20 protein-coding genes and 1 riboswitch are annotated in these 15,822 nt (G+C 24.4%); of the genes, 17 read left to right on the forward strand and 3 right to left on the reverse strand.

Translation table 4 applies throughout. From position 1 onward, the window contains the following. Positions 1–159: 159 nt before the first annotated feature. Positions 160–747 carry a hypothetical protein gene (locus tag M0D11_RS03085; RefSeq protein ID WP_252319991.1) on the reverse strand — a complete coding sequence of 196 codons (588 nt, stop codon included), beginning with the start codon at positions 745–747 and terminating at the stop codon, positions 160–162. Positions 748–871: 124 nt separating this feature from the next. Next, positions 872–1,058: riboswitch (cobalamin riboswitch) on the reverse strand. A 192-nt stretch (positions 1,059–1,250) separates the two neighbouring features. Here M0D11_RS03085 and M0D11_RS03090 point away from each other — a divergent pair. Beyond that, on the forward strand, positions 1,251–1,871 hold the full coding sequence (locus tag M0D11_RS03090) for an IS1595 family transposase (protein ID WP_252318950.1): 621 nt from the start codon (positions 1,251–1,253) through the stop codon (positions 1,869–1,871). Between the two features lie 180 nt (positions 1,872–2,051). On the opposite strand, the gene M0D11_RS03095 is transcribed toward M0D11_RS03090, so the two are convergent. Then, on the reverse strand, positions 2,052–2,606 hold the full coding sequence (locus tag M0D11_RS03095) for an inorganic diphosphatase (protein WP_252319993.1): 555 nt from the start codon (positions 2,604–2,606) through the stop codon (positions 2,052–2,054). A 99-nt stretch (positions 2,607–2,705) separates the two neighbouring features. Between M0D11_RS03095 and M0D11_RS03100 the strand changes: the two genes are divergently transcribed. From M0D11_RS03100 to M0D11_RS03120, 5 genes are all read left to right on the forward strand, one after another. After that, positions 2,706–3,350: a hypothetical protein gene (locus M0D11_RS03100; protein ID WP_252319995.1), complete on the forward strand. Its 645-nt coding sequence runs from the start codon at positions 2,706–2,708 to the stop codon at positions 3,348–3,350. Positions 3,351–3,503: 153 nt separating this feature from the next. After that, positions 3,504–3,872, forward strand: a complete 369-nt coding sequence (locus M0D11_RS03105; protein WP_252319997.1) for a hypothetical protein — start codon at positions 3,504–3,506, stop codon at positions 3,870–3,872. Positions 3,873–4,239: 367 nt separating this feature from the next. Then, positions 4,240–4,722 carry a transposase gene (locus M0D11_RS07205; RefSeq protein ID WP_498050357.1) on the forward strand — a complete coding sequence of 161 codons (483 nt, stop codon included), beginning with the start codon at positions 4,240–4,242 and terminating at the stop codon, positions 4,720–4,722. A gap of 491 nt (positions 4,723–5,213) precedes the next feature. Then, entirely contained in the window at positions 5,214–5,900 is a 687-nt protein-coding gene (locus tag M0D11_RS03115) for a hypothetical protein (RefSeq protein WP_252320001.1), read from the forward strand. A 76-nt stretch (positions 5,901–5,976) separates the two neighbouring features. Further along, complete coding sequence (locus tag M0D11_RS03120) at positions 5,977–6,261, forward strand: hypothetical protein (RefSeq protein WP_252320003.1); 285 nt, start codon at positions 5,977–5,979, stop codon at positions 6,259–6,261. 126 nt (positions 6,262–6,387) lie between these two features. Here M0D11_RS03120 and M0D11_RS03125 read toward each other — a convergent pair. Further along, positions 6,388–7,177 (reverse strand): IS5 family transposase gene (locus tag M0D11_RS03125; protein WP_368862531.1). Its coding sequence is split into 2 segments (ribosomal slippage): positions 6,388–6,910 and positions 6,909–7,177, totalling 792 coding nucleotides; the frame shifts between segments, so codons are not numbered across the junction. 72 nt (positions 7,178–7,249) lie between these two features. Here M0D11_RS03125 and M0D11_RS03130 point away from each other — a divergent pair. The 11 genes from M0D11_RS03130 (at position 7,250) to sepF (ending at position 15,769) form a co-directional block, all read left to right on the forward strand. Beyond that, positions 7,250–7,438: a hypothetical protein gene (locus M0D11_RS03130; RefSeq protein ID WP_252320004.1), complete on the forward strand. Its 189-nt coding sequence runs from the start codon at positions 7,250–7,252 to the stop codon at positions 7,436–7,438. A gap of 253 nt (positions 7,439–7,691) precedes the next feature. After that, complete coding sequence (locus M0D11_RS03135) at positions 7,692–9,572, forward strand: hypothetical protein (protein ID WP_252320006.1); 1,881 nt, start codon at positions 7,692–7,694, stop codon at positions 9,570–9,572. A 127-nt stretch (positions 9,573–9,699) separates the two neighbouring features. Beyond that, positions 9,700–9,882: a BspA family leucine-rich repeat surface protein gene (locus M0D11_RS03140; RefSeq protein ID WP_252320008.1), complete on the forward strand. Its 183-nt coding sequence runs from the start codon at positions 9,700–9,702 to the stop codon at positions 9,880–9,882. A 75-nt stretch (positions 9,883–9,957) separates the two neighbouring features. Further along, positions 9,958–10,158: a BspA family leucine-rich repeat surface protein gene (locus M0D11_RS03145; RefSeq protein WP_308699603.1), complete on the forward strand. Its 201-nt coding sequence runs from the start codon at positions 9,958–9,960 to the stop codon at positions 10,156–10,158. Between the two features lie 37 nt (positions 10,159–10,195). Next, positions 10,196–10,985, forward strand: a protein-coding gene (locus M0D11_RS03150; RefSeq protein ID WP_368862535.1) for an IS5 family transposase whose coding sequence is annotated in 2 segments (ribosomal slippage) — positions 10,196–10,464 and positions 10,463–10,985 — 792 coding nt in all. Because the reading frame shifts where the segments join, the coding sequence is not laid out codon by codon here. Positions 10,986–11,001: 16 nt separating this feature from the next. Continuing rightward, on the forward strand, positions 11,002–11,313 hold the full coding sequence (locus M0D11_RS03155; RefSeq protein ID WP_252320014.1) for a BspA family leucine-rich repeat surface protein: 312 nt from the start codon (positions 11,002–11,004) through the stop codon (positions 11,311–11,313). 285 nt (positions 11,314–11,598) lie between these two features. Further along, entirely contained in the window at positions 11,599–12,030 is a 432-nt protein-coding gene (mraZ, locus tag M0D11_RS03160) for a division/cell wall cluster transcriptional repressor MraZ (protein ID WP_252320016.1), read from the forward strand. 5 nt (positions 12,031–12,035) lie between these two features. Beyond that, complete coding sequence (gene rsmH, locus M0D11_RS03165) at positions 12,036–12,986, forward strand: 16S rRNA (cytosine(1402)-N(4))-methyltransferase RsmH (RefSeq protein WP_252320018.1); 951 nt, start codon at positions 12,036–12,038, stop codon at positions 12,984–12,986. A 21-nt stretch (positions 12,987–13,007) separates the two neighbouring features. Next, positions 13,008–14,288 (forward strand): cell division protein FtsA, encoded by a 1,281-nt coding sequence (locus tag M0D11_RS03170; RefSeq protein ID WP_252320020.1) that lies wholly within the window; start codon positions 13,008–13,010, stop codon positions 14,286–14,288. Positions 14,289–14,323: 35 nt separating this feature from the next. After that, on the forward strand, positions 14,324–15,478 hold the full coding sequence (gene ftsZ / locus M0D11_RS03175; protein ID WP_252320022.1) for a cell division protein FtsZ: 1,155 nt from the start codon (positions 14,324–14,326) through the stop codon (positions 15,476–15,478). Positions 15,479–15,484: 6 nt separating this feature from the next. After that, positions 15,485–15,769, forward strand: a complete 285-nt coding sequence (gene sepF, locus M0D11_RS03180; protein WP_174480582.1) for a cell division protein SepF — start codon at positions 15,485–15,487, stop codon at positions 15,767–15,769. Positions 15,770–15,822: the final 53 nt, after the last annotated feature.

Consider the following 15,822-nt stretch of genomic DNA (forward strand, 5'->3'; position numbering starts at 1 on the left):
AATTATTTGCAAAAGAAAATGATTTGAAAAAATATATAAATTCATTTAATTTAGAAGAAAAAGATTCAATAAGAGATTGAAATAAATACTTTTCATCATCAGTTTAATGATATAAATAATATTATATGAATAGTTAATTATTTAAATATAAATTTATATTTATGGTTCAACTAATAATTCATTATTTGATGTTTGTTCATCATTGCTTTCTTCAATAATATTATTATCAATAATAATATAATATTGTAAATATTTATTTCAAATACTGATAATTGGTTTATACAGAAAACTACTAAACATGAAGTTACCAATGCCATGAATAGCATCAAAACTTAATCCAGATAATCAGTAAAGATAAAAACTGGATTTACCGAATAATATTAAATGAATTAGAGCATCAAATGTACCAAAAGTAAAACCTCATAAACTTGTAATTATTACAAAAATTCATCAATGCTTTTTAATTAAATGACGAAATATTCAAATTATTATGACCAATATTGGTCATATACTAAAATACAAAAATATTCAACTATTACCACCGTAAAGTAGAATTTCTAATGAAGCAAAAATTAAAGGAATAGTAATTGACATATATAGTGGAAAAACTAATGCTGAAAATGCTAATAGAAAAGTTACAACTTCAATATTTGGTAATATTGCTAGTACTTCTTTTAAAGCAAAAACTAGTGCTGCATATGAAGGAATAATCAAGATACGAATTAATTTTTGGACATGGTTACTCATATTTGTTCTCGGCTTTCTTTATTTTTTAAATTTAAAACCACCTCATAAAGGTGGTTTAGTTATACTAATCGGAGATAAAACATCAATTAAAATTATATAACTGTTATCTGCACCCAGAGATTAGTTTAATAGTGTTAAATAGATAGGTCTACTGGCTTAACTTCATTTTACTTGTTACCCTTCTCAAAATCTTTGATTTCAATGGATTATGTAACTTTTATCAGTATCACAGTTGCTGGGGCAGCTTAAGATTACTTAATTCCCTTTCGGACTTCTCCCCACATGTACTTGTGGAGGAAACAATGAAATTGAATGAGTTCAACAATACTTTTCAAACAGAACAAGATTGTTTGAAATATATAGTAAGTTTGAAGGAAAATAAATGTATCAGGTGTTATTGAACAAATTTGAATACTTCTGATTTAAGAAGAATAAGATGTTTGAAATGTCATCAAACATTTAGTATTCTTCATGGCACCATTTTTTACAAGTCACAAATACCTTTGAAATCTTGGTTTTATCTCATCTTTAGATGAATAAACACCAAACATGGAATTCCATCAACTGATGTTGCAAAAGAATTGGGGGTAACTTTGAAAACTGCTTGAAGAATGGGTCATAAAATCAGAACTTGTATTGCCAAACAAGAATCACAATTTATTGTTGAGGGCATAGTGCAAATGGATGAAATGTATCTTTCACATATGGGTTTTAAAAAACAAGGAAGATCCTTGGTGAATAAAACCTTGATTGTTGGTATTTATGAAAAAACAACCAATAAATTAATTGTGAAAGTATTGAAAAATGCAAAAAGTAAAAATCTTTTGCAGTTTGCAAGAAACCACATTTCTTCAAAGTGTCATGTACATACTGATTTTTGAAAAGGATATTGCGATTTTAAATCGGTTTTCACTAAGCATGAAACAGTCAATCATCAAGATAGCTATGTTTCAAAAACTGGTGTAAATACCAACCAAATTGAATCAGTTTGAAAACATATAAGAAGAACATTTAAAACACATATCAAAGTTGCAAAACATCATGTTCATTTATATGCAAAAGAAGCTGCATATAAATTCAATAAGATACCTAGTTTTGAAATTGTAATGCTATGTTTGATTTAAAAATGTGGGGAGAAGTCCGTAGATAGGCTTTTCTCAGCATTTATGTGATAAAATTTAAAAATAGTACATAAAGGGAGAAAAGCCTTCCCTTTTATGAACAGTTGTTCATCTATTTAATTTTATTCAGTTGTATTTAAGGATAAATGATTTAATATATTAAAAATATATTACACTTTTTGTTTATTTTTTGTTTAATAATGACACTAATTGTGCTTTTGGTAAATTATTCATTTCATTTTGATATTCTTTAAACATATTTTTACATGTTGTAAGTTCAGTTAATGCTTCTTTTAAGTTACCTCAACCTTCAATTATGACTTTCTTTTTTTGTAATTCTTTATATTGTAAAAAGAAATTAACAATTTCATCACGTAAATGTTGTGGTACATCTTTTAGATCTTGATACTCATTAAAGCGTGGATCAGAATTAACAACACCAAATAATTTAGTATCAACTTCACCACCGTCAATCATTTTAATCATTCCTAAAACTCTAACTTCTACTAAGCAACCAGGGAAAGTTGGATAAGTAATTAAACTAATAATATCTAAAGGATCACCATCATAATCTAAAGTTTCAGGAATATATCCATATTCACCGGGATAAAAATTAGCACCATAAAGAACACGATCTAATATCATAGTTTTAGATTTTCAATCATATTCATATTTATTACTTGATCCTTTGGGAATTTCAACTACCATTTGCACAATGTTATTTTCACTTTTATTCATTAATACTTCATCTCCTTTTAAAAATTAATTTTATTATATAATAAATAAACGTTTTTTTATATATAATTAAAATAATAAATGTATTTTAAGGAGTAAAAGATGAGTTTAAAATATGAGAAAAAGTGACAACAATTTAAAAGTAATATTAATAATTCTTTAAAATTAACTACTCATAGGATAGCATTAATTAGTAGTTTATTGGCAGTTACGACATTAATGACCTTATTAGAAACACCACCTATTTTTTTACCTTTTTTAAAAATTGATTTTGGTAATACTATTAATTTAATTGCATTGTTAATTATTAAACTTCCTTATAGTTTGTTAATTGCTATTATTGTTCCTTGACTAAGTTTAATCTTACCTCATTTTCCTTCTGGTAATGCTGAACCAATTGGTGAATTTGCTTATATGTTAAGTACCATTACTTTATTGTTATTATATAGTAGTTTTAAATTATTATTTAAGCAGTTACCATTTTGAAAAACGCAATCTAATAATTCTTGAAAACGATTAATGATTATTGAAATACCAACAGTTGTTATTACTTGTATTTTAGTATCATTAATTAGTGCTTTTTATAATTGAGCTTTTATTTTAGACATGTATGGTGCTGGTGATCTTAAAGATAAGATTTGAATTGTATTTGTACCATTTAATTTAATTAAATTTACTTCAGTTTTGCTTTTATATTTATTATTAGTTAGGCCAGTACAAATTTTAGTACAACATTTTAATATTTAAATAATATATTTTAATTGATTTTTTTTAATTCTATTACTAAAGATTCTTCACTATTTTGTTTTATTTCTGACTCTTCTGAACATCTAGAATAAAGTAGACACAGAATTGTAACCTTTGTGTTAAAAATACTTTAAGGAAGGTGTTCATTTTTTTATGGCTAAATGACTATCAAAAGAAGAAAAGTTAAAAATAATAAAAATAAGTAAAATTAAAACAATTGATAAAACCGCATTAGAGTATGGTATTGGTCGATCATCAATAAAAGAATGAATTAAAGCATATAAATTATTAGGTGAAAAAGGTTTAGAATATGGCAATGGAATTCGTGCTAAAAAAACCAAAAGAACAGGTCGACCCAAATCTTTAAATTTTAATGACATGACAAAACAAGAATTAATTGAATATATTGAGGCAATGAACGATATAAAAAAGTATTTAGAAAAATCGACAAAAAAGAAGAAATATTTTGTGATTTTCTCATTGAAAAAAAATATCAGATTAGTTATTTATGTTGATTATTAAATGTTTCAAAATCAGGATATTATAAGTGAATTAAGAATGGAATGAATGAATTTAATAAATGAGATACATTTTAGCCAATATAATTAAAAATATTTTTTATGAATTTCAAGAAATTTATGGTTATAAAATGATAACTTTATGAATTAACAAAATTTATAATTTAAAATTAAAATTTCATATTGTATATAGATATATGAAAATATGAGTTTAAAGTTTAAGGTCTTGCATAAAAAAATTTGATTATAGAACTAAATCAGGAAGTTTAAGATATGATAATTTATTAAAACGTGATTTTTCAACTACTAATTTAAATCAAAAATTAGGTACTGATATAACTTATTTATTAACTAATGGTAAAACATATTATTTATCAATTGTTAAAGATTTTCATAATAATGAAATATTAGATTATAAAATAAGTGCAAGTTTAGACATGACATTTGTTGTCCAAAACATTATCCAAGCTTGAGTTAATGCTCAAAAACCTACTTCATGAATTTTACAATCAGATCAAGGATTTCACTATACAAATCCTTCTTATAAAATTTTATGTGATGAATTAAAAATAAAAATTTCAATGTCTAGAAGAGGTAATTCTTGTGATAATGGTGCTACTGAAACTTGATTTGGAACAATGAAAACAGAATTTCTATATCAAATTCCAAGAAAAAATAGAACTATTGAATGAATACAAGACAACTTACCTAAATATATTTACTTTTATAATAATTATCGACCTCAAATAAAATTAAAAGGAATGAGTCCAATCGAATATCGATTAGCTCATTCCAAACCAACAAATAATTACTTCATACCTATAAATTTAACACTTACAAACGCTATTTTATAAAATTTAATAAAAGGTTACTTTTATTGTCCACTTTTCTTGACAAGTTCAAATTAAATACTAGCTTACAAATGGTTGTTCTTTCCTTTATTTCAATTTTATTAAAAAGATCCTAAACAGGTTCTAATACTTTTTCTTTTATTTCCGGTGTATATTTTTTTGCCATCTTTTAATCTTCCTTTTCTTTTAGCAATTTTATTTAATAAAAATCCTAATACAGAAAAATATCTATATAAGGATTTAACATTATTTAAATTAATGATTAATATTATAATTTATTTTTTTAGTTTTTGTTATTTTTATTTTAATAAAAATTATCTATCAAATTATTATTATGATATTTTTATTGTTAATTAATTTTCTAAATTAGAGTAGTATTAATAGTTTTTATAAAAATTTAATAAATGTCTTGTTTTTTAATTAAAAGTAATTTATAATTTTTATAAATAAGTATTTAATTAATTAAATACCTATTTTAAAAAGGAGAAGTTATAATGATAGTTAAAAGTGTTGACCAAGAAAAAGAAAAAGTAGATATAAAAACAAAGAAAAAAATAAAGATTAATTCAAAACAACAAATTTTTAATATTACTTTGACAGGAATTTTATTGGGATTAGCTGTTGCTTCTTCATTAATTGAAATACCTATTCAGTTTATGGGAGTAATTTTACCATTAAGAATTTTTGATTCATTAATTATTGCTTTTGCTTTACCAATTATTGGTTTATATTATACATTAGCAATTGGTATTATTGAACCTTGATTACATTTATTAGCAGATAGTGATCATCCGCCAATTCAAATTTTCTTTGATAATATTGCTAATATTTTATTTATTGTTTCTTTTTATTTTATTTACTACTATCTTTTTAAATTGTGTAATAAAAGTAAAAATTTAAAAGTAGATACTATCAAAAAAGTAAGTGCTGGTCTAGTAATAGTACCCTTAAATGCGATTATTGCTACTTTATCTTTTGTTTTAACTTTAGTAGTACTTTATTTTAGTCCTAACCTACCAAGACCTGATGAATATGATAATAATATTCTTAATTTTAATAATCATTCAGTAATTATATTATTTATTTTACTTGGTATTGAAATTTTAAGATTTATTTTTATCTTTATCTTATTTAGCTTAGTTGAAAGAAAGATAGGTTCTGCTAAACGTTATTATTTTTAATAAAAAGTATTTTATTTTATAAAATAAAATGTTAAATTAATACTTATTAATTAAAAATAAAATGTGGGAGTAACATATGAAGTTAATAGTTATTTTAATTATTATCATGAGTATTATTTTTTTAATTGGTTTTATAATAATATTTTTTCTGAAATTAAGAAAAAAGAAAATAAAATCATCAAGGAAAATAAAATATCGTTTATGTGATCCAAATTCTTATCATAGTAGCATTATCAAGAATAGAAAGTTTAAATTTAAAAGTAATAATGATTTAGTAAATAATAAAAAAGTATTGGAAATGTTAACATATTTACAGGAAAGAGATATCGCTAATTATAATAATATTATTCCTACTTTTTAGAACCTGTTTGGAAAAACCTATCCAACATAATTTGGAAGCTAATAAAAATGTTAATTATTTATTAACTAATATTGTTGATATTTTATGTCACCATCATCACTCTATGGTAAATCCCTTAGAACCTGTTTAGGATCTTTTTAATAAAATTGAAATAAAGGAAAGAACAACCATTTGTAAGCTAGTATTTAATTTTCTTTCACAATTTTTTCATAATCTTCTGCATTTTTCTAATCATGCAAAACTTCGTTCTACAACTCATCTTTTTGGCAATAATACAAAAGAATGTAATTCATTACGTTTGATAACTTCAACATTTGCATTTATGATTGTTTTGATTTTAAAAGCAAATTTTTCACCAGTATAACCAGCATCTACTAGTATTTTTTGAACTTTAGATAAATTTTCTTTTTCATTTTCAATCATTATTATAGCACTGTTACGATCTGTTTTTTCTGCTGTGGTTATGTAAATTGCATGTGGTAAGCCTTGAGAATCAACAGCAATATGACGCTTTATTCCTGAAATTTTTTTACCAGCATCATAACCTTTATTTTTAGCAGTATCTGTGTTCTTAACACTTTGTGAATCAATTATACAAAAACTAGTTTGTTCTTTTCTACCATTATTGATACGAACTTTTCTAACTAATTTTTTTTAAAATTACTTGTCAAGTGCTAGGTTCTTTATCACTATTTTTACTTCAAATTTGAAAATAATAATATACAGTTTGTCATTTTGGAAAATTTTTTGGTAACATTCTTCATTGACATCCACTTTTTAATACATATAAAACTGCACAAAATACTTCATATAAATCTAAATTTCTTGGTTTTGTTTTCTTTTTGCTATTTTCTAAAATTGATCTTATGTTCTCAAATTGTTCTTTAGTAACATGACTTGGATAATTTTTATGCATATATACCCCTTATCTTAAAATATATAGTCATTTTACGTTATTTTATAAAAGATTCCAAACAGGTTCTTACATTTGATTAAACATTTGTTTAATAAATGTAATAATAAATTACATCAACACAAAAAAAATTCTCATTTTACTCAAGAGAATAATCATTCAGTTAAACCAACACATGTTTTTAATAAAACACAAACTAATGCTTCTACACCAAAAACTAATGTTTCTACAACAAAAAAATATAATAAACATACTTTCTCATAAATTTATAAATATTCCTTTACTAGTTATTAGTCCTAACTTAACAAAAACGGAATATCTAATTAAATTCATAATTAAAATGTATTAAATATCTACTAATTTAACTTATTAGTAGATATTTTTTTTAAAAATAAAATTTACTGTACATTATTTTGTAATAGTTTATAATAATAAGAAAATCATTATAAATGGAGTGTAAAATATGAGACGAAAATTAAATTTATTTTTTACTACCAGCCTTTTATTAAGTTCTAGCATGTCGCTTTTAGCATTCACAATTGATACAAACAATATTAGTATTAATAATTTTGCCAACAACAATGTTGATACTAAAACAGCAACTAAGTATGCTAATGAAACCTCTATTGTTGGTAAATCGTTATTAATTGCTAAAAATAAAGGTTTTAATACTAATAATTTATTAAATGATATGTATAATCAAACCCCTTCTATTCAAATTGATAATCTTACAGGTAAGAATACTGGAAATGATTTTATTAATGATTGAACTAGTAACTTAGATGGTAATAGTATTAATACTATTCAGTCTTTATTTCAACGTAATGGTATTAATCAATGTAAAGTTGATGCTATCACTAATAATATTAATAACTATAGTAGTTATCATGACATATTGCCAATGCTTAAAAATTATTTAAATAATTCTATTTTATCTAATGATGATACTGTTAATATGATTGATGGAATGTTAAAAAATATTAAAAATTTAATACCAAATATTAATGATTACTTATCTTATACTAATTATATTCCAATTATAACTAATACTATTGATGAATTATTAGCAGATTGAGATCAAGAAGATAATTTTAGTGGTAATACTACTTTTGAAAAAATGCAAGATTATATGTCAAAGAAAGCGACATTTGCTCAAGCTTGAAATATTCCAAGTCATGAAAAGTGATACTATGTTAAAGATGAAGCAAAAAATTGAAATTGAAATCAATTTTATGAATATATAGCTGGTGTTAATTTTAATTATATGTTTAAGTCAATATCAGGAAAATATATTGGGGAAATGATTAGCGATAATATTAAATATGCTTTATGAGGTGCTGGACCTATCGGTTTTAATTCTGATAATTTTAATGCTACATTTAGTGAAACTCTTAATAAGATTTTAACAAATCCAGTGGCATGACCTTATTTAATAAAAACAATAATACCAATGGTTAAAAGTGAAGTATTAAAATTAACTAATCCAACTCTTGGTATTGATAGTATTACTTGAGATGATAAAACCCCACTTAAAAATAATACAGTTCAACTAAAAAAAGTATTAACTATTTTTCAAGAATTAATATCTTCAAAAGATAATATGCTTAAATTAGTTACCAATTTAATGACCGGACCTTTTGGTGAAGATATTATTGCGAAAGCTACCTTTGCATGAACTGATTCATATTGAACATTACCTGAGATTCAAAAGAAATTTTCTTTTATTTCAGCTATTAGTGATATTCCTCAACAAGTTGTTAATAGTTTAGAATCAGCAATTAAAAATGTTCCAATTAATGACACAATTAATAAAATATTTGAGTTTACTAACAAATATTTAACAACAAATCCATTAATTGATTTAAAAGATTTAGTAAAATATTTAGATTTAACTTTCGGTAGTAAAGATTTTATTAATGCTTTAAATAATCTTAAATATATTATTAATCACCCAACAACAGATAATATTAGTAAAACTAAAGAAATATTACAATTATTAGGTGTTCAATTTGGTGATGAAACTAATTTTAAACAAGATAGTGTTCTTGCAAACTTTTCTAATTGATTAAATACTCCTACTAGCAGTTTAAATTCCTTACTAAATATAATAGTTGATAAAACACATCATAATGGTATTCTTGATAATATGTTAAAGGACCAAGAAAATTTATATAAAGATATGTATAGTAAATATTTTGATATTAACAATAATAGTTATTTTACTTTAAGTGATATTGCAATGAATACATTTAAACATGATGATGGTAGTGTTAGTGCAGTTTTAAGTTATAAAATTAAAAATAATTTAGATAATAAAAGTTATGATATTACATTTAAAAATGCTAATTTTCTTACAAGTAAAATCTTTAAAATAAAATTATTTCATATTAGTCAATAATTTTTAATAATTTCCTTCAATAATTAGATATTTTAATTTAAAAAGTATATTAATATACAAGTCAGTTATTGCATTTCTCTTTAAACAATTTAAAATATAGATAACTTATAGATTTAAGAAAAAGTTATTGGGGAAAATAAAGGGGACTAATTATGAAATCATTATTAACAAGAATCGACAAGGTGAAATTCAAGTTGCTAGAGTGCCAAAAACAATTCAAAAAGTACCAGATCAGTTACCATCAGAAATAACATCTTTGAGTTATATGTTTACTCGTGCGAAATCATTTAATCAGGATTTGTCAGCTTAATGTAACAAATATGAGCAGTCTGTTTAGTGACACATTAGTATTTATGGTAATATTACTAATTGAAATGTGTCGAAGGTGACAACTATGAATAATATGTTTAGTGCTTTTGAATCATTTGAAGGTTCATCATCATTTAATCAGGATTTGTCAGAATGAAATGTATCTAATGTAAGAAGTATGGGTGGTATGTTTGCTGGTGCTTTATCATTTAATGGTAATATTTCAACTTGAGATGTATCTAATGTAAGAACCTGTTTGGAATCTTTTATAAAATAACGTAAAATGACTATATATTTTAAGATAAGGGGTATATATGCATAAAAATTATCCAAGTCATGTTACTAAAGAACAATTTGAGAACATAAGATCAATTTTAGAAAATAGCAAAAAGAAAACAAAACCAAGAAATTTAGATTTATATGAAGTATTTTGTGCAGTTTTATATGTATTAAAGAGTGGATGTCAATGAAGAATGTTGCCAAAAGATTTTCCAAAATGACAAATTGTATATTATTATTTTCAAATTTGAAGTAAAAATAATGGTAAAGAACCTAGTATATTACAATTAGTTTTAAAAAAAATTAGTTAGAAAAGTTCGTATCAATAATGGTAGAAAAGAACAAACTAGTTTTTGTATAATTGATTCACAAAGTGTTAAGAACACAGATACTGCTAAAAATAAAGGTTATGATGCTGGTAAAAAAATTTCAGGAATAAAGCGTCATATTGCTGTTGATTCTCAAGGCTTACCACATGCAATTTACATAACCACAGCAGAAAAAACAGATCGTAACAGTGCTATAATAATGATTGAAAATGAAAAAGAAAATTTATCTAAAGTTCAAAAAATACTAGTAGATGCTGGTTATACTGGTGAAAAATTTGCTTTTAAAATCAAAACAATCATAAATGCAAATGTTGAAGTTATCAAACGTAATGAATTACATTCTTTTGTATTATTGCCAAAAAGATGAGTTGTAGAACGAAGTTTTGCATGATTAGAAAAATGCAGAAGATTATGAAAAAATTGTGAAAGAAAATTAAATACTAGCTTACAAATGGTTGTTCTTTCCTTTATTTCAATTTTATTAAAAAGATCCTAAACAGGTTCTAAGAAGTATGAGCGGTATGTTTACTGGTTGTTTTTTATTTAATCAAGATTTATCAACTTGAAATGTATCTAGTGTAGAAGATATGGTTGGTACATTTGCCAATACTTTAGCATTTAATAAAGATTTATCAAAATGAAATGTATCCAATGTAAGAATTATGACTGGTATGTTTGCTGGCTCAGTATTATTTGATCAAGATCTTTCAAATTGAGATGTATCCAATGTACTAGATCACACTCATTTTGCTGTTGGTTCAGCAATTTCTAATTCTAATAAATTACCTAAATTTAAAAACTTTTTTATTAATAACACTATTTAATTTGATCAAAAGTATTTAATTTCTAAGTAAGTAATTATAATAAAACTTAGAATAATATAATAAAATATTATATTTGTTTTTTATAAAAGCATATAATATTGACAAACGGTAAATTTAAAAAGTTTTAACTCATTTCTTTATTTTTTTAAAGTAAATGAGTTTTTATTTTTTATTATTATATGTTCTTTTATTTTACTGACTAGTCATACATTTAAAGTAATCAATTGCAATTATATGCCAAAGGTTATATAATATGGGTAATAGTGGGAAAGTGTGGGTGATATTATGCTACTAGGACAATCATTGTCAACATTAGATGAAAAGAAACGAATGATAATTCCTTCTAAGTTTAGAAGTTATTTTCATAACAATGAGATTGTTATTGTTTCTAAAGGTTTTGAAGGCTGTTTAGTTATTCGTAACGAAATTGAATTTATTAAATGACAAGATAAAATCTTATCACAATCCGAAGGTCAGAAAGAAGCCAGAATTTTAGCAAGACAAGTATTTGCTAATTCAGAAGAATTAACTATTGATAGTAAAGGTCGCATTAATATTCCACATTCATTATTGACACTAGCTGATATTAAACAAAAAGTAATTATGATTGGACTATCCAATAAAATTGAGATTTGATCAGAAACTAATTGAAATAGTTTTAATCAAGATACCAAGGATAAATTTGAGTCGGCAGCAGCAGCTCTAGATGAGATATAAAAATTATGAATAATATCAATGCAAGACACATTTCTGTAATGTTAACAGAAGCAATTGATTTCTTAAATATTAAACCTGATGGTATTTATGTCGATTGTACATTAGGACGAGCAGGTCATAGTAAAGTTATACTATCAAAACTTACCTCTGGCAAACTATATGCTTTTGATCAAGATCAAATGGCCATTGATAATAGTAAAATTATTTTAAAAGATTTTAAAGATAAATATGAAATAATTAAAAGTAATTTTGCAAATATTCAATCTGAGCTTTTAAAAAGAAATATTACTAAAGTTGATGGTATATTATATGATTTAGGTATATCATCACCACAAGTTGATGAAGATATTAGAGGATTTAGTTATATGAAAGATGCTAAGTTAGATATGCGTATGGATCAAAGTCAAAAATTAAATGCGTGAGATATTGTTAATAATTATAATTATGAGCAATTAAAAACAATTATTAAAAATTATGGTGAAGAAGTATTTGCTAGTAGTATTGCTAAAAATATTATTAAAACAAGAACTTTTCAACCAATTGATACCACTTTACAATTGGTTACGATTATTAAAAAATCATTACCAGTAAGAGTATTAAATAAGCATCATCATCCTGCCAAAAAGACTTTTCAAGCATTAAGAATTGCTGTTAACAATGAGTTAGAAACATTAAAATCTTCTTTAAAACAATCTTTGAAATTATTAAAATCTAATGGTAGAATTGTTGTTATTAGTTTTCATTCTTTAGAAGATCGTATTGTTAAACAAACTTTTAATGAAGTTTTAATTGATCCACAAGCACAATTATATGCTAAATTACCAGTTCACAATAATTGAAAAACAAAATATCAGTTAATAATTAAAAAACCAATTACACCAAAGCCTGATGAAATAAATAAAAATCCAAGAGCACGAAGTGCAAAACTAAGAGTTATTACTTATATTGATTCATAAAAATGTTTGGAGGTGAGCAATATGAATTTTCAAGAACTATATGTTGTATGTCAAATTGAAGATTTTAGTTTAAAAGTTATGGTTAATAATTATGTTAATAATCAAATTCAGGTTTTATATAAAGAAACTGTTGATACTGAACAGTTTTCTGAAAATGGTGTAATTATTAATTCAATTGCTACAGGTAAGTTATTAAGGCAAATTATTAATAAAATTAATAATACTTTAAATATAAAAGTACAACGTATTGCCTTAACTTTACCTTCAAATAATTTAAAAATTTATCAATCACAAGCATCATTTGATTTTAAAGATGCTAATCACATTATCACTGATGAAGATTGTAGTAAAGTGATTGAAATGGCTAAAAACATTACTATTGATAATAGTGAAATTATTTGTTTAACTAAACCATACAATTTTAAAGTTGATCATGCAATTGGTAATGAACAATTACCAATTGCAAAAAAAGGACAAGTTATGCATGTTGATGCTTTAGTTTATTCATTACCTAAAAGTTTATATAATTCTCACCTCGAAGTATTAACTAATGCCGAAACAGAATTGTTAACTGTTACTTTAGATCAATTTGCATTAGTATGTAATATTAAAAATACTGATTTTAATCGTAATACAGTTTTAGTTGATTGAAATATTAATAGTACTAAGATTAGTGTTTTTAGTAATTCAGTATTATTTGCAACAACTAATATTAAAATTGGTTGAAATCAAATAATTCAATCATTAATGAAGCAAATGCATTGTGGTTATGATAAAGCTGAAAGATATTTACAAAAAATTATTAATATAAGTAGTAATTATTTATGCGATGTTGTTGTTGATAAGTATGTTGATGATCAAACAAAATCTATTGTTCGTTTAACAAAAACTGATTTACAAGCAACAGTTAAAAGACAAATTAATGAAATTATTTCTTGTATTGAATATTTTCTTGATGAAGTTAGTGATAATAATAGTTCAGATATGGAAACTATTTTTACGGGAATTACTATTGGTTTATGTGGTTTTGCCAACTATTTTAAAAATAATAGCAAACTAAAAGAAGTAAAATATATGCTCAGTCAAACTCCTGGTGCATATAGTTATCAGTGAACTACTTTAATCGGTAATACTCACTACCAACATTTAGTAAATGTTTTTAGTAATAATTATATTTCATCAATACATAAACCAGAAATTGTATCAAAATTAAATCATTATACGCATTCTAATAATCATGATAATAAGCATTATAATTCCCCCTTTCAACCAAATTATCAGTATAATGATGGTAGTAAATAGAAGAAGACAATTTGATTACTCAGGAGGAAAATAAAATGGAACATAATAATTCACAATTTAAACCAATAGCATCAATTCGGGTAATTGGTATTGGTGGTGCTGGTAATAATGCTGTTAATAGAATGATTGAAGCAGAGGTACAAGGTGTTGATTTTTATGTTGCTAATACTGATGCACAAGTAGTTAATGCATCACCAGCTGAAAATAAAATTATTTTGGGCAAAGAATTATCAAAGGGACTTGGAGCAGGAGCTAATCCCGAAATTGGTAAACAAGCCGCAATTGAAAGTGAAGCAGAAATTAAACGTGCTTTAGATGGTGCAGATATGGTTTTTATTGCTGCTGGTATGGGTGGTGGTACTGGTACTGGTGCTGCATCAATTGTTGCAAGAATTGCTAAAGAATGTGGTGCTTTAACAATTGCTATTGTTACTAAACCATTTAAATTTGAAGGACGTAATCGTAATGCTCATGCTATAGTTGGAATTGAAAATTTAAAGAAACAAGTTGATGCAATTATTATTATTTCTAATGATAAATTATTACAAGTAATTGGTAATATCCCTCTTAAAGATTCGTTTAAAGAAGCAGATAATATTTTACGTCAAGGTGTACAGACTATTACTGACTTAATTGCTGTTCCTGCTTTAATAAATTTAGATTTTGCTGATGTTCGTACTATTATTGAAAATAAAGGTAATGCTTTATTTGGTATTGGAATGTCAAAGGGTGAACATAAAGCTAAACAAGCCGCAACAAAAGCTATTTCTTCTCCTTTACTTGATGATGTGACAATTAAGGGTGCTAAAAATGCTATTGTTAATGTTACTGGTGGAACAACAATGACATTAACTGATGCTAATATTGCTGTTGATTTAGTTCGTGATGCTGCGGGTAATGATGTTAATATCATTTTTGGTGTTGCTGTTAATGAAAATTTAAATGATGAAATGATTGTAACAGTTATTGCCACTGGTTTTGATGAAGAAGGTGCTAATGCTAATAATTTTGTTTATAGTTCAAAAGTTGATAATCATGAATTTATTACCAATAAGACTCAATATTTAAGTGAAGAAATTAAAGAACAAACAAAGAAAAAAGAAGAAGAACAACAAAATTTAGTCCAAGAAGCAGCAATGGAAGCAGATGATGATTTACCATCATTTTTACGAAGACGAAAGGGAGTTTAATTAATTATGGGATGAAGAAGTAAAAAATATAAAGACAATGATGAAAATAGTAATTATAAAACCAGTTTTCAAGAACAAATACAAGAATTTGCTCCTAAAAATTATCAAGAAATTGAATCAGTTGCTAATGCTATGATTTTACAAAAACCAATTAAAGTTAATTTAACAACAACTGTTGAAAATGATCGAAGAAGAATTATTGATTTTCTTTGTGGTATTTCGTATGTTATTGGTTTTGTTGTTGATAAAACTGATATTCATATTTATGAATTTAAAAATGAATTAAGTTAATCTTGAACAAATAGGTTTTTTTATTTCTTTCTAATAATAAAGAAATAAAATTA

This window comes from Spiroplasma endosymbiont of Lariophagus distinguendus, assembly GCF_023846195.1.
Lineage (GTDB): Bacteria > Bacillota_I > Bacilli_A > Mycoplasmatales > VBWQ01 > Spiroplasma_E.